The following is a 14,008-nucleotide window of genomic DNA, read 5'->3' as shown; positions in this document are numbered from 1 at the left end:
TCGTGTAGTTGCGGACAGAAAAAGAGCCGCCCGTTGCCCAGGACGGCTCAAAGTCGTAGCTTGATAAAAGCCGGGCTCGTGTACCGCCGTTACCTTGTTTTCGGCCATACGAGGTTCAACGGGTAGCAGACGCGCGGCCGATTCGCTGTGACCTGGTTAACACACTCAATGACTGTCGAGCGGGGAAGGGGAAGCGAGCAGGCCCTCCAGAACAAGCGCGGTCTGCAGCGACATCGTCGCGGTCTTGAGGTAGGTCGGCTCCTTCAGGGCATTGTTCAGCATCCGGATCGCGATCGTCCAGTGGCTCTTGTCGCGCTGTTCCAGGGGGAGGCGGGCAAAAAAGGTCACGGCCTCCCCCACGGTCGCGATCACCGTCCCGTCAGGCAATGTGAGGGGAAACGATAGACGGGAGCTGTTGTTCAAGCCTGACAACGCGAAATCCTGGGCCATGGCATTGCTTTACACCCTTTTGGCCAAGAAGTTCCTTTGTTGTGTCCATGCCCGCCAGTCATGAAGGAGGCAGCTCCACCTCGGGCGGGTGGGACGACCATCGCGCTCGGTAGGGACGGCTGGCTGACCGCGAAGAGGGCGCCTGCCCGAACACCGGCGCAACTCTCACAGCGTCATTGCGAGGAGCGCTTGCGACGAAGCAATCCAGCTTTCTTTCTTCCATTGTGTTTCAGGAAAGCTGGATTGCTTCGCTTCGCTCGCAAAGACGTTGATGGATTGAGCGTACGACGCGCGGCGGCGCCTACACGAACATCCGTAGCCCGGATGGAGCCCATGCGAAATCCGGGGCCACTGCCGCGTTCATTCCCGGATTGCGCCATCGGCCCGCGCATTCGCGCGACCCGCTAGCTTCATCCGGGCTACGCCGTTTCGCAGGTCATCAGGCAGATGCCCGCGTCGACTTCGCCGCTTCGAATGCTGCCAGCCGCTCGGCGAATTTGCCGCTCGCGGCACCGGCGCGCGCGATGATGGTGGGGACGGGCAGGGTTTCGAAGAAATGACAGGCGACGCGATGGCCGGGGGCGGCCTCGCGCAGCTTCGGCTCCTCGGCCGAGCAGCGCGGCTGGGCATGGACGCAGCGGGTGTGGAAACGGCAGCCGGTCGGCGGATTGAATGGGCTCGGCACGTCGCCCTGCAGCATGACGCGCTTGGCACGCAGGGTCGGGTCGGGCTTTGGAATCGCCGACAGCAGCGCGTGGGTGTAGGGGTGCAGCGGCTTTGCGTAGATCGTCTTCTTGTCGGCGATCTCGACCAGCTTGCCGAGATACATCACCGCGACGCGGTCGCTGATGTGTTTGACCACGGCGAGATCGTGGGCGATGAACAGATAGGAAAGTCCAAAACGCTGCTGCAGATTCTGCAGCAGGTTGACGATCTGCGCCTGGATCGAGACGTCGAGCGCCGACACCGGCTCGTCGCAGATGATCAGGTCGGGGTTGACGGCCAGCGCGCGCGCAATGCCGATGCGCTGGCGCTGCCCGCCGGAGAATTGATGCGGATAGCGCCGTGCATGTTCGGGCAGCAGGCCGACGATCTCCAGCAGTTCCTTGCCGCGCGCCTCGCGCGAGGCGGCGTCGCCGATGTCGTGCACCCGCTGCGGCTCGGCCAGGATCTCGCCGACGGTCATGCGCGGATTGAGCGAGGCGTAGGGATCCTGGACGATGATCTGCATGTGCCGGCGCAGCCGGCGCAGCGCGTCCTTGCCGAGATTGGCGATCTCCTCGCCCTTGAAGCGAACCGAGCCCGCCGTCGGATCCATCAGGCGCAGCACCAGCCGTCCGGTGGTGGATTTGCCGCAGCCGGATTCGCCCACCAGCGCCAGCGTCTCGCCGCGCGCGATCTCGAAGCTCACATCCTCGACGGCGCGCACCAGACCCACCTGCCGGCGCAGGATGATGCCGCGGCTGACCTGGAAATGCTTGACCAGGCCGTCGACCTGGAGGACCGGGACTTCGCTCATGCCGCTACCTCGACCGGGGCCTTCCAGCAGGCGACCAGATGACCGGGCGCGATGTCGCGCAAGGGAGGCGGCTCCTGCCGGCAGCGCCGGTCGGCGAACGGGCAGCGCGGCGCGAAGCGGCAGCCCTTGGGCTGGCTGTTGGGGCTGGGCACCGTGCCTTCGATGGTGGCGAGCCGCACGCGGTCGACGTCGAGCCGCGGGATCGAGCCCAACAGGCCGATGGTGTAGGGGTGCTGAGGGTCGGCGAACAGGTCGGCCACATCGGCGCTTTCGACGATCTGGCCGGCATACATCACCAGCACCTGGTCGGCGACTTCGGCAATCACGCCGAGATCATGGGTGATGATCAGGATCGCCATGCCGAGCCGGCGCTGCAGGTCGCTCAAGAGATCGAGAATCTGGGCCTGGATGGTGACGTCGAGCGCGGTGGTCGGCTCGTCGGCGATCAAGAGCGCCGGCTCGCACGACAGCGCCATCGCGATCATGACGCGCTGGCGCATGCCGCCGGACAGGCTGTGCGGAAAGTCGTCGATGCGCTGCGCCGCGGAGGGGATCCGCACCAGTTCGAGCATTTCGACCGCGCGCGCGCGTGCCGCCTGCGGCGACATCGTGGTGTGCGCCAGGATCGCCTCGACGATCTGCTGGCCGATGGTGTGGACCGGGTTGAGCGAGGTCATCGGCTCCTGGAAGATCATCGACATCTTGCCGCCGCGCAGCTTGCGGCGTTCGTCGGCCGACAGCGTCAGCACGTCGCGGTCGCCGAACATGACCGCCTCGGCCTCGACGTTGCCCGGCGGGCTCGGCACCAGGCCCATGATGGAGAGCGAGGTCACGCTCTTGCCGCAGCCGGATTCACCGACCAGGCCGACGGTACGGCCGCGCGGCACGCTGAAGGAGATGCCGTCGACGGCGCGGAACAGGCCGCGATCCGTCGCGAAGTGAGTCTTGAGGCCGCGAACCTCGAGGAGCTTTTCCATCAGAAGGAGTAATCCAGACCCTTGTAGAAGGTGTTTTGATAAAGCATGTGCGGGCGCACGCCCTTCATCTTCTTCAGGCTCGTCGTGTACATCGCGATATTCATTACCGGCATCCACAGATGCTCCTCGGTGACCCGTTGCTGGGCCAGCGCGTAATATTTGGCGCGATCGGCATCCGTCAGCGAGGCGCGTCCCAGCTTCAGATACTCGTCGGTCTTCGGGTCGTTCCAGTTCATGCGGTTGGGCGCCGGCATGTTCCTGGAGTCGAAGTAGAAGTTCAGCAGGTCGCCCGAGGAGATGTAGGGGAACGTCACGGTCCACAGTTCGAAATCCTGCTTCGCCATTTCGGCCGGCGCGATCGTGGAATCGAAGCCGACGATCTTCCAGTCGATGCCGATCTTGCGCATGTAGCCCTGGATGGCTTCGGAGACGCGGCCGAAATAGGCGACCTGGGTGAACAGGACTTTTGGCGCGAGCTTGACGCCGTCCTTCTCACGAATGCCGTCGGCGCCGACCTTCCAGCCGGCATCGTCCAGCAGTTTTTTGGCGCGCTCGACATCCTCCTTGATGATGCCTTTGGTGGAGTCGGCGAAGTCGAGCGCCTTCGGATCGATGAAGGTATAGGCCGGCTCGGCATTGCCCAGCATGATGCCCTTGACGATGTCGGCGCGGTTGATGGCGATGTTCATCGCCTCGCGCACGCGCTTGTCGGCCACCATCGGCCGCGTGGTCTTGTAACCGTAATACATCAGCTGGAAGTTCGGCTGCGCCTCCTGGACGTTGAGATTCGGCGCGGCCTTGACCTGCTGGATGAACTGCAGCGGGACCTGGTGGGTGACGTCGAACTGTCCGCCCAGCATGGCGGCGACGCGGCTGGAATCCTCGGGCACGATCTTGATGCTGAGCTTCTCGAATTTCGCCGGGCCCTTGTTCTGATACATCGACGGCCCCCATTTGTAGGCGTCGTGACGCTTCAGCACGATCTCGGTGCGCGGCTGCCAGCTCTCGAAGCACCAGGGACCGGTGCCGTCGATCGCCTTGATGCCGTAATCCTTGCCCAGCGCCTCGACGCTTTCCTGGTTGTGGATCGCGGTCGTGAACATCGTGAGCTGCAGCAGCAGATCGGCGAACGGTTCGTTCAGTTCGTATTCCACCGTGTAGGGATCGGGCGCACGCAATTCCTTGATGTTGCCCGCGCGCCAGGCCAGCGGCGCCTTGAGCTCGGCGCTGGTCAGGCGCTTGAAGGAGTAGATCACGTCGGCGGCGGTGAACTTCTTGCCGCTGCAGAACTGCACGTCATCGCGCAGCTTGAAAGTATAGAGTTTGCCGTCGGGGCTTACGGTCCAGGATTTGGCGAGGTATGGGATCGGTGTCTTGCCGTCCCAGTCCATCGCCACCAGCGTGTCCTGGAACATGTTGACGATGTCGGAAGTCGGCGACCAGGTGGTGCGCTGGCCGTCGTAATGCGGTGCGTCCAGCGACTTCATGATCTTCAGGGTTTGCGCCTCGCTCGCCGAAGATGCCCCGACCACTCCCAGCAGCGCCACAGCGCCTGCAAACATCCTGCGCATCGTGTCTTCTCCCTCGTGGTGTTTTTCTTAACGCGTTACGTCCAGCCCCTTGTAAAAAGTGTTCTGGTAGATCATGTGCGGCCTGGCGCCGGTGATCTTCTTGTTGGCTACCTGGTGCATGTTGATGTTGAGAACCGGCATCCACAGGTGTTCCTTCGTCACCTTCTGCTGCACCAGCGCATAATACTTGATGCGATCGGCTTCGGTCAGCGCCGAGCGGCCCTGCTTGAGCCACTCGTCGGTCTCGGCGTCCCTCCAGTTCATCCGGTTGGGCGTCGGGATATTGTGCGAGTCGAAATAGATGTTCATGAGGTCGCCGGCCGACAGGTACGGCACGGTTACCGACCAGATCTCATAATCCTGCTCGGCCATCTTCACCGACGAGATCGTCGAGTCCCACGGGTTGAGCCGCCAGTCGACACCGATCTTCCTGAGATAGCCCTGGATCGCTTCGGCGACCCGGGCCGAGTTGGCGTTGGCGGTGTAGTATATTTTCGGTGCCAGCCGCTCGCCGTCCTTCTCGCGCACGCCATCGGCGCCGGGTTTCCAGCCGGCTTCGTCGAGCAATTTCTTGGCACGCTCGATATCTTCCTTGACGATGTCCTTTGTCTTGGGATCGAAGTCGAGCGCATCGGGATCGACGAAGGTATAGGCCGGATCGGCATTGCCCTGCAGGATGGCTTTGGCGATTTCGGCGCGATTGATGGCGATGCTCATGGCCTCGCGGACGCGCCGGTCGGCGACCATCGGTCGCGTGGTCTTGAAGCCGTAATAGAGCAGCTGGAAATTGGGCTTGGCCTCGCTCACCGTCAGCATGGGCGCGGCCTTGGCCTGGGCGATGAATTGCGATGGAAACTGGTGGGTGATGTCGAACTGGCCGGACATCATGGCGGCGACGCGGCTGGAATCTTCGGGCACGATCTTGACGACCAGCTTCTCGAATTTCACCGGGCCCTTGTTCTTGTACATCGACGGGCCCCATTTATAGGCGTCGTGGCGCTTCAGCGCGATCTCGGTGCGCGGCTGCCACGATGCAAAACACCATGGCCCGGTGCCGTCGGCGCCCTTGATGCCGTAGTCCTTGCCGAGCGCCTCCACGCTTTCCTTGTTGTGGATGACGTTGGTGAACATGGTGAGTTGCAGCAGCAACTCCGAATAGGGCTCCTGAAGCTCGTATTCTACCGTATAGGGATCGGGCGCGCGCAATTCCTTGATGTTGCCGGCGCGCCAGGCATAGGGTCCCTTGGTCGCGGGGTCCTTGAGCCGCTTGAAGCTGTAGACCACGTCCTCCGCGGTGAACTTCTTGCCGCTGCAGAACGACACGTCGTCGCGCAGCTTGAAGGTATAGGTCTTGCCGTCCGCGCTCACCGTCCAGGATTTGGCGAGGTAGGGAATCGGCGTGCGGCCATCCCAGTCGAGCGCCACCAGCGTGTCCTGGAACATGTTGACGATATCGGAGGTCGGTCCCCAGGTGGTGCGCTGCGCATCGTAGTGCGGCGCGTCGATGCCCTTCATCAGCGTGAGCGTCTGGGCCGATGCGGAAGCCGAAATGCCCAGCGCGAATGCTACAGCCAGAACCGTTCTGATCATGTTTGCAGCCTCGGATCGAGGACGTCGCGGAAGGCGTCGCCCAGAAGGTTGGCGGCCAGCACGATTACGAAGATCGCGCAGCTCGGGATCGTCGCGATGTGCGGCGCCATGAACAGGAAGTCGCGGCCCTGGGCCGCCATCATGCCGAGTTCGGCGGTCGGCGGTTGCGCGCCCATGCCGAGGAAACCGAGCGCCGAGCCGATCAGGATGATCTGGCCGAAGCGCAAGGTGAGGAACACGAAGATCGTCGAAATGCAGTTGAGCGTCAGGTAGCGCCAGATCAGGGCGCCGTCCGTCACGCCCACCGCGCGGCCGGCTTCCATGAATTCCTGGCCCATCACGCCGACCGCGGCACCTCGCGCCACCCGCGCGACATCGGGCACGGTGGCGACGACCAGCGCGATGACCACGGCGGTCAGGCCGGCGCCGAAGATCGCGGCCACGGCCAGCCCGATCAGGATCGCCGGGAACGCCAGCATCACGTCGACCAACCGCATGATCCAGCCGTCCAGCCGCCGATAATAGGCGGCGAGAATACCCATGACGCCACCGATCAGGCCGCCGACGATCACGCCGACCAGCCCGAGCATCAGCGTGCTGCGGGTGCCGTAGATGACGCGGCTCAGGATGTCGCGGCCGGTGTTGTCGGTGCCGAACCAGTGCTCGGCGCCCGGCGGCTGCATCACCTTGGTGAGGTCGGTGAAGTAGGGATCGTAAGGCGAGATCCACGGCGCGAACGCTGCCGCGAGCACGATTGCCGTGAGCAGCAGCGCGGCCGCCGCCGCCACCCGGTCGCGCGCCAGCCGGCGCATGATGCCGGCGCGGGCGAACACCGCCGCTTCGGGGTCCACTGCAAAGGGGGTTTCGAGGGCCTCGACGCTCATCGGCGCTGCACCCTTGGATCGAGATAGACGTAGAGCACGTCGACGATAAGGTTGATCGACAGGAAGGCGACGGCGAGGATCATGATCGCGCCTTGCGCCGTCGGAAAATCGCTGGAGACGATGGCGCCGACCGCGAGTCGGCCGACGCCGGGCCACGAGAACATGGTTTCGGTGACCACGGCGCCGCCGAGCAGGAAGGCCGCCTGCAGTCCGATCAAGGTGACGACGGGGATCATGGCATTGCGCAGCGCGTGATGGATGATCACCACGGTCTCGCGCAGTCCCTTGGCGCGCGCGGTGCGCACGAAATCGGCGCCCAGCACTTCGAGCACGGCGGTGCGCGTCAGCCGCGCGATCGGCCCGATCAGCACGAGGCCGAGCGTGGTGGCGGGCAGGATCAGGCTCGGCAATCCGCCGTCCCATACCGGTCCGGTACGGCCGGTGAACGGCAGCAAGGCCCACTTGAAGCCGACATACTGGATCAGGATCAGCCCGATGAAGAACACCGGCATGGAAACGCCTGCCACCGAGCAGGCCATGATGACGCGATCGGAGAGACGGCCGCGATTGACCGCCGCCAGTGTTCCCAAAGCGAGTCCGGTCGGCACCGCGATCAGCATCGCTCCCAGCATCAGCTCGACAGTCGGGCCGATGGTCATCGCCAGTTCTTCGCTCACCATCCTGTTGGAAATGATCGAGCGGCCGAGATCGCCGCGCAGCACCCGCATGATGTATTCAAAGAACTGGATGGGGATCGAGCGGTCGAGACCAAGCTCGAGGCGGATCGCGGCGATGGTCTCGGCCTTGGCGTCGGGCCCGGCGATGATCATCGCGGGATCGGCCGGCACCACCTGGAGCAGGCAAAAACAGAGGAAGAGAACCCCGAGCAAGGCGGGGAAGGAAATCAGCAGACGATGGACAATCTGTTGTCCCATGCGACGCCAACGGACCGGTTAGGCCATGAGGAATCGCTCGCGCGGCGCGTGCCGGCGTTGTGCAGTCCCCTCCCTGGCAGCCGTGCTTCGTCCGACGTGCGCGGCTTTTGCTTATGTCGGAATACTGACATGCGTTGGACGTGGCGTCACGCCCAATCTGTCAAACCGTTTCCAACTGTGCGTCCTTGTCGCGTGCAACCACAATGACGCCTCGCGGCGCGAGTGCGCGTGCGTGATGAAGGCAAGAGGGGCTGACATTCTTCAGAGACAGCCCAAGCCCGGCTTAATTCCGCCACGCGATAAATGCGGACGTGATGGAGAGTTGCTGCCGGAATTCGATTTTGCAGGATGCGCTTCAGCGCAGCCCTTCATACACCATGAAGCCGCGGGCGACCGCGAGCTTGCGCAGCGCGCGCGGAACGAATTTTTGCGGCTGGTGTCCGATGTAACGCCACGACGTCAGTTTGAAATCCCTGAGCAGGCGGCGATCGGTTTCGAACGGCGCCAGCAATCCGGTCAGGCTCAGCGGCGAATGCGCCCGGGTGTTGAACGGCAGCAGCAGCAATTCCAGATGCGCCGGCCTGCCATCCTCCGAGACGGCGGTAATGCCGGCGACCACGGCCAGCGCGTCTTCCGATACCGCGGCGATGATGTCCTCGATCTCGCGGCGGCCCTCGGCCGTGAACAGTCCGGAAAAACTGCGATCCTTCAGATCGCAGCCGAGCAGGGCGCAGACCCGCGTTCCGGCGACGCGAAACGGATAGCCGGCGGCGCTGTCGTAAGACAGCACGAAGATATCGCCGAGCAGTTCGCGCACCGCGCCGGGTTCGATCTCGCTGCGGTCGGGAGCGCGCGCGTCGCCGCGCTTCTGGTCCCAATAGGCGTAGAACTCTCGGGTTGACGGATGTTTCATTATTCGGCCTTGCCCCTTGCGCCCGGCCTGGCGGGACAGATCTGTCCCGCTTTCGCCCACGCGCATTCCCCTGGTTGTTTTGCAAGACAGGCTTTGCAGCGTCCATGCCGTGGACGCGTTTTCGCCGCCCCGGCGGCGTCTTTGCGCCGTTAACGTTAAATTAACTATCAGCTTGGGGATCGGCACAGAGCTGGCTAGGGTCCGCTCGCTCTAGTTCGCCGGTTTTCTCCAGGGGCCGGCGAGTTGTTACACAGGCGGCGTCAAACAGTTTGGTCATCGCGCGGGGAGGGGTGGGGATGTCACCCGGGACCTTGCGCGGAAAAAGATCAGCACGAATGAGGGAGGGTGTCTCAGCACCCTCCCTTTTTCTTTGCCCGGCATCGCGGCGCGCTGTTCATGCCCGGCGACCCGGGCAACGCTCGTTTCGTGCGGTTGCCGCGGGCACGGCAAATATTTTCAGGGGCGGGCTTGTCTGAAACGCGCGCGCATGTAGAATGCGACTACAAGTTGCGACGTTTGCCGCCTTTCATTGAATCCATATTTTCCTGTTTCGACTTTTTTGCGGACAGTGCAGCCATGAAAAACCGTGGTGGATCGCGACACAGCCTTCCGACTACGCAGAAGCTCACGATCATCGCGCAGGATCCATCGGTGCGCCTGAACGGCAAGATTCTCACCACCGAGATCGAGATCCCCGCCGAGGAAATCCTGGATGGTCCGTGCGGCTATCGCATTAACGTGATCGACTACGACTCTACCTCCAACGTGCTCTACCAGCCCGCCAGCTACCAGATGCTGGACAACGGCAGCTACAAGGACCCCTTCAAGCGAAGCAGGCCGGCAAGGACGGCGGCACAGCATAATGACGCGCTGGTGGGCGACCCCCGGTTTCACAGCCAGAATGTCTATGCGATCGCGATGCGCATCCTTGCCCGCTTCGAGTTTGCGCTTGGGCGCAGGGTCCCCTGGGGGTCGCACGGACATCAACTCCACGTGGCGCCGCATGCCTTTGCCGACGCCAACGCGTTCTATTCCAAGCAGGACCGCGGCCTGTTCTTTGGATATTTCGCCGGCGGCAACGGCAAGCCGGTGTTTGCCTGCCTGTCGCATGACGTGGTCGCGCACGAAACGACGCACGCGCTGCTCGACGGCCTGCGCGGCCGCTTCCTGGAGCCATCTTCGCCCGATCAGGCGGCGTTTCACGAAGGGTTTGCCGACATCGTCGCGCTATTGTCCGTATTCTCCCTGAAGGATCTGGTGGCGAAGCTGATCGATGGCAGTACCGGCGCGGCGCGGTTGATCGATCAAAAGTTTCTCGAACCCGAGGCCCTCAGGGAATCCGTCCTGTTCGGCCTCGCCGAGCAGATGGGAGAGGAACTGTCGAAGGTCCGCGGCGAGGCGCTGCGGCGCTCGATCAGGCTTGCGCCGGGCCGGGATTACATGGCGGAGCCCGAATATCAGGAGCCGCATCGTCGCGGCGAGCTGCTGGTCGCGGCGATCATGAACGCATTCCTCGAGATCTGGCTGAAGCGGCTCGACAGGGTCGGGTTCATCCAGGGACGGAAGCGCGACCGCAGCCTCGTCATCGACGAGGGCGCCGCGGTTGCCGACCATTTGCTGACGATGGCGATCCGGGCGCTGGATTACTGTCCACCGACGGATCTCGCCTTCTCCGATTATCTCTCGGCGCTGCTGACCATCGACCGCGAGGTCGTTCCCGACGACAGCCGCTTCAACTACCGCGAAGTTCTCGTGAAGTGTTTTGGCGCCTACGGCATCGCGCCGGACAGCGACGCCGACAAGGACGGGACATGGCGCCGATGCGACATCGATCTCGTCTACAGCCGGACGCATTTCGATTCCATGCTCCGCGACAAGGAGGAGGTGTTCCGCTTCCTGTGGGAAAACCGCAAGGCGCTCGACATCGTCCGGGAAGGCTACGTCGAGGTCGAAACCGTGCGCCCGAGTTTCAGGGTAGCTCCCGACGGATTCATCCTTCGCGAGACGGTGGCGGAATACGTGCAGATTCTGACGCTCCAGGTCGGCGAACTGAAGGATGCCCTGGATATCGATCCGCCGAAGGACATGCCGCACTGGAAGCGGGTGCGGATTTTCGGAGGCGGTGCGCTGATCTTCAACGAGTACGGGCAGCTCAAATACCAGATCAGGAACAGGATCGAGGATTCGAAGGGCCAGACCGCGCGGCTGAAATATCTCTGGGAGAGCGGCTACTTCGATCGGGAGCCGGACGACAAGTCTCACTTCGCAGCGTTGCATCTGGCGAGAGCGACGGACTGAGGATCACCATGGCAGGCACGGCGCCCAAGAGTCTGAAAATACGAACCTACCATGTCGGGTTCGGAGACTGCTTCCTGTTGAGCTTCGAATACGCCAGGGGACCGGAGCGGCACGTCCTGATCGACTACGGTTCGACCGGATTGCCGGCGAAGACGCCGAAGACGCGCATGATGGACATCGCCGTGGACATCAGGAAGCGGACCGGCGGCAAGCTTCACGCGGTCGTGGCGACGCATCGGCACAAGGACCATATCTCCGGATTCGAAACCAAAAAGAACGGCAACGGGACCGGCGACGTCATCAGATCCCTCAAGCCCGATCTCGTCGTCCAGCCATGGACGGAGGATCCGAAACTTGGCCCGAAAGCAACAGGCCCGGTTGCCGCCGGGGGCGGCGCCAAGCGCCTGGCGGATCTGTCGTCGATGCAGTCGGTGGCGGCCTTCACCATGTTGCAGTCGCGATCGACGCGCTACTTCAACAAGGAGTTGCGGGAACAGTTCAATTTTCTCGGCGAGAGCAACATCAGCAATCCGGGCGCCGTGAAGAACCTGATGAGCATGGGGAAGAAGTCGGAATACGTCCATGCCGGAAAGAAGACCGCTCTGGAAAAAGTGCTTCCTGGCGTCAAGGTCGACGTGCTGGGCCCGCCGACGGTCAAGCAGACGGCGACCATCAAGAAGCAGCGAGATCGGGATCCCAACGAGTTCTGGCAACTCCAGGCGCGTGCAATGAATGCCGCCGGCATGACGGAGGCGGGCGGCAAAGTCCTGTTCCCGAAACATGTTCGTACCCGCGGACCCAGGTTTCCCGTCGATACGCGATGGCTGATCTACCGTGCGCGAAATATCCGCGGCGATAACCTGCTGCAGATCGTGCGCATGCTGGACAAGGCGATGAACAATACCAGCGTTATCCTGCTGCTCCGGGTCGGAAAGTTCAGCCTGCTGTTTCCCGGCGACGCCCAGATCGAGAATTGGCAATACGCCCTCGACAACAACGCCAACCGCAAGCTGCTCGCCGGCGTCGACGTCTACAAGGTCGGGCATCATGGAAGCACCAACGCGACGCCGAAGACACTGTGGCAAGGCTTCAAGAAAAAGTCGAAGGATGCTGGCAACAAGTCGAGACTGCGGACGCTGATGTCGACGATGGAGCACAAGCACGGTAGCGAGGAAAGCCACACCGAGGTTCCTCGCACCACGCTGGTGAGCGCCCTGAAGACCCAGTCCGAACTGTTCTCGACCCAGCAACTGACCGCAGGCAAATTCTTCCACGAGACCCTTGTGAAGTTCAGCTAGCCGCCGCCGACGGCGGCAAGATCCTGACGCCATGACCGGCGTTCCCGCGCCGGCGGCTGCCTTATTGCCTGTTCCGCAGTGTCCTGCCCTTGCGCTGCCCCGCCAAGCCGCCTATTGGGGCGCAATCGCTCTCGTGAGCCGCTTGCTTCAGGTCTTGAGCCCTTGCAATTTCCGCCAGAATTGTCGCAGGACAGCCCGCGCGAACCGATCCTGACGCTGCCCGGCGCGCTGACCGCCTATGTGCTGTTGCTTGCGGTCCTTCACCTGCGCGTGCTGCTGCCGCCCGATCTGGAATACTGGACCGTCGAGGTGTTCGGATTCATTCCGAAACGCTTCGATTCCACGCCGCTGGCGCTCACCTTTCCGGGCGGCGCCGGCGCCAGGATCTGGACCTTCGTCACCTATTCATTGCTGCACGCCAATCTCAGCCATATCGGTTTCAATGTGCTGTGGCTGCTGCCGTTCGGCAGCGCGCTGGCGCGCCGCTTCGGCGCGTTGAGGTTTTTCGCCTTCATGGCGGTAACCGCCATGGCCGGGGCGCTGGCGCATCTCGTCACCCATGAGCACGCGATCGCGCCGATGATCGGCGCTTCGGCGTCGGTGTCGGGCGCGATGGCGGCCGCGATCCGCTTTGCCTTCGTGCAGGGAAGCTTCCTGTCGTTCAGCCGCGGCGACGCCGATGCGGCGGCGCGCGTGCCGGCGCTTTCGCTGTTGCGCGCCTTCCGCGACCCGCGCGTGCTCGGTTTTCTCGCGGTCTGGTTCGGCGTCAACATCATCTTCGGCGTCGGATCGATCGCGATCGGCGCCGACGGCGGCAGCGTCGCCTGGCAGGCGCATATCGGCGGATTCTTGGCAGGGCTGGTGTTGTTTTCGCTGTTCGATCCGGTCCCGCGCGCGCCTGCCGATACCGCGGATACGAGATTCCCCGATGTCCAGGATCGCGGCTGATCGTCGCTTGCGGCGCAACGCGATTTCATTCATCATCATTGATCTGTGTAGCAGGGCTTGAGCCCGCAAACGTGCTTAATCGCCGTGCTTGTCCAACGCGCCTGCAACGAAATCGGCGCTGGGCTGTTGATTGAAGACTCAAGGAAACAAAGATCGCGCTCGTTTAGGGGCGCGATCGGCTTCAGGGAGACGACAATGACGGTACGTGCAATCCTCGATACCAAAGGCCATCAGATCCAGAGCGTCGAGCCGGACGCCAGGCTCTCGGCTGCGATCAAGATTCTGGCGGATCGGAAGATCGGCGCCGTGCTGGTGATGAGCAAAGGCCGTATCGAGGGCATCCTGTCGGAGCGCGACATCGTGCGCGTGCTCGGCGATCGCGGCGCCAGCGTGCTGGAAGAGCCGGTCAGCGCCGTGATGACACGCAAGGTCATCAGCTGCAGGCAGTCCGATACGGTCGCCGCAATCATGGAAATGATGACGCTCGGCAAATTCAGGCATCTGCCGGTGGTCGAGGAAGGCATGGTGGTCGGCCTGATCTCGATCGGCGACATCGTCAAGTGGCGGGTCCACGAATTCGAGATGGAGCAGGAAGCGCTGCAGAACTACATCAAGACCGCCTGAT

12 protein-coding genes are annotated in these 14,008 nt (G+C 63.0%); 4 read left to right on the top strand and 8 right to left on the bottom strand.

The features are described from left to right. Positions 1 to 165 precede the first annotated feature (165 nt). The 8 genes from Q7T45_RS14250 to Q7T45_RS14215 form a co-directional block, all read right to left on the bottom strand. Positions 166 to 450, bottom strand: a complete 285-nt coding sequence (locus Q7T45_RS14250) for a hypothetical protein (protein ID WP_304871592.1) — start codon at positions 448 to 450, stop codon at positions 166 to 168. Positions 451 to 889: 439 nt separating this feature from the next. Then, positions 890 to 1,969, bottom strand: coding sequence for an ABC transporter ATP-binding protein (locus Q7T45_RS14245; RefSeq protein ID WP_304871591.1), 1,080 nt, complete (start codon positions 1,967 to 1,969; stop codon positions 890 to 892). Next, positions 1,966 to 2,946: an ABC transporter ATP-binding protein gene (locus Q7T45_RS14240; RefSeq protein WP_304871590.1), complete on the bottom strand. Its 981-nt coding sequence runs from the start codon at positions 2,944 to 2,946 to the stop codon at positions 1,966 to 1,968. The genes Q7T45_RS14245 and Q7T45_RS14240 overlap by 4 nt, the downstream gene beginning before the upstream one ends. Further along, positions 2,946 to 4,517 carry an ABC transporter substrate-binding protein gene (locus Q7T45_RS14235; protein WP_304871589.1) on the bottom strand — a complete coding sequence of 524 codons (1,572 nt, stop codon included), beginning with the start codon at positions 4,515 to 4,517 and terminating at the stop codon, positions 2,946 to 2,948. Before Q7T45_RS14235 ends, Q7T45_RS14240 begins: the two co-directional genes overlap by 1 nt. 27 nt (positions 4,518 to 4,544) lie before the next feature. Further along, positions 4,545 to 6,107, bottom strand: a complete 1,563-nt coding sequence (locus tag Q7T45_RS14230) for an ABC transporter substrate-binding protein (RefSeq protein WP_304871588.1) — start codon at positions 6,105 to 6,107, stop codon at positions 4,545 to 4,547. Beyond that, entirely contained in the window at positions 6,104 to 6,991 is an 888-nt protein-coding gene (locus tag Q7T45_RS14225; RefSeq protein WP_304871587.1) for an ABC transporter permease, read from the bottom strand. Before Q7T45_RS14225 ends, Q7T45_RS14230 begins: the two co-directional genes overlap by 4 nt. Beyond that, positions 6,988 to 7,926: an ABC transporter permease gene (locus Q7T45_RS14220; RefSeq protein WP_304871586.1), complete on the bottom strand. Its 939-nt coding sequence runs from the start codon at positions 7,924 to 7,926 to the stop codon at positions 6,988 to 6,990. The genes Q7T45_RS14225 and Q7T45_RS14220 overlap by 4 nt, the downstream gene beginning before the upstream one ends. 355 nt (positions 7,927 to 8,281) lie before the next feature. Continuing rightward, positions 8,282 to 8,839, bottom strand: coding sequence for a PAS domain-containing protein (locus tag Q7T45_RS14215; RefSeq protein ID WP_304871585.1), 558 nt, complete (start codon positions 8,837 to 8,839; stop codon positions 8,282 to 8,284). Between the two features lie 576 nt (positions 8,840 to 9,415). Between Q7T45_RS14215 and Q7T45_RS14210 the strand changes: the two genes are divergently transcribed. The 4 genes from Q7T45_RS14210 to Q7T45_RS14195 all read left to right on the top strand — a co-directional run bounded on the left by Q7T45_RS14210 (position 9,416) and on the right by Q7T45_RS14195 (position 14,007). Next, positions 9,416 to 11,137, top strand: a complete 1,722-nt coding sequence (locus Q7T45_RS14210; protein WP_304871584.1) for a hypothetical protein — start codon at positions 9,416 to 9,418, stop codon at positions 11,135 to 11,137. A gap of 8 nt (positions 11,138 to 11,145) precedes the next feature. Beyond that, a complete protein-coding gene (locus Q7T45_RS14205; protein WP_304871583.1) occupies positions 11,146 to 12,435 on the top strand; it encodes a hypothetical protein in 1,290 nt (429 codons plus the stop codon). 162 nt (positions 12,436 to 12,597) lie between these two features. Next, positions 12,598 to 13,383, top strand: coding sequence for a rhomboid family intramembrane serine protease (locus tag Q7T45_RS14200; protein ID WP_304871582.1), 786 nt, complete (start codon positions 12,598 to 12,600; stop codon positions 13,381 to 13,383). 195 nt (positions 13,384 to 13,578) lie between these two features. Beyond that, complete coding sequence (locus Q7T45_RS14195) at positions 13,579 to 14,007, top strand: CBS domain-containing protein (protein WP_304741200.1); 429 nt, start codon at positions 13,579 to 13,581, stop codon at positions 14,005 to 14,007. The last annotated feature ends 1 nt before the right edge of the window (position 14,008 follow it).

This window comes from Bradyrhizobium sp., from assembly GCF_030646015.1.
GTDB lineage: Bacteria > Pseudomonadota > Alphaproteobacteria > Rhizobiales > Xanthobacteraceae > Bradyrhizobium.
The sequence above is the reverse complement of the archived record's forward strand: the minus strand, read 5'-3'. Positions and strand labels throughout refer to the sequence as shown.

What these genes read in the sequence shown, in the direction of transcription:
- Q7T45_RS14205 (WP_304871583.1), top strand. Translation starts at nt 11,146, where the DNA reads ATGGCAGGCACGGCGCCCAAGAGTCTGAAAATACGAACCTACCATGTC.
- Q7T45_RS14195 (WP_304741200.1), top strand. Translation starts at nt 13,579, where the DNA reads ATGACGGTACGTGCAATCCTCGATACCAAAGGCCATCAGATCCAGAGC.
- Q7T45_RS14210 (WP_304871584.1), top strand. Translation starts at nt 9,416, where the DNA reads ATGAAAAACCGTGGTGGATCGCGACACAGCCTTCCGACTACGCAGAAG.
- Q7T45_RS14245 (WP_304871591.1), bottom strand. Translation starts at nt 1,969, where the DNA reads ATGAGCGAAGTCCCGGTCCTCCAGGTCGACGGCCTGGTCAAGCATTTC.
- Q7T45_RS14235 (WP_304871589.1), bottom strand. Translation starts at nt 4,517, where the DNA reads ATGCGCAGGATGTTTGCAGGCGCTGTGGCGCTGCTGGGAGTGGTCGGG.
- Q7T45_RS14220 (WP_304871586.1), bottom strand. Translation starts at nt 7,926, where the DNA reads ATGGGACAACAGATTGTCCATCGTCTGCTGATTTCCTTCCCCGCCTTG.
- Q7T45_RS14225 (WP_304871587.1), bottom strand. Translation starts at nt 6,991, where the DNA reads ATGAGCGTCGAGGCCCTCGAAACCCCCTTTGCAGTGGACCCCGAAGCG.
- Q7T45_RS14230 (WP_304871588.1), bottom strand. Translation starts at nt 6,107, where the DNA reads ATGATCAGAACGGTTCTGGCTGTAGCATTCGCGCTGGGCATTTCGGCT.
- Q7T45_RS14250 (WP_304871592.1), bottom strand. Translation starts at nt 450, where the DNA reads ATGGCCCAGGATTTCGCGTTGTCAGGCTTGAACAACAGCTCCCGTCTA.
- Q7T45_RS14215 (WP_304871585.1), bottom strand. Translation starts at nt 8,839, where the DNA reads ATGAAACATCCGTCAACCCGAGAGTTCTACGCCTATTGGGACCAGAAG.
- Q7T45_RS14240 (WP_304871590.1), bottom strand. Translation starts at nt 2,946, where the DNA reads ATGGAAAAGCTCCTCGAGGTTCGCGGCCTCAAGACTCACTTCGCGACG.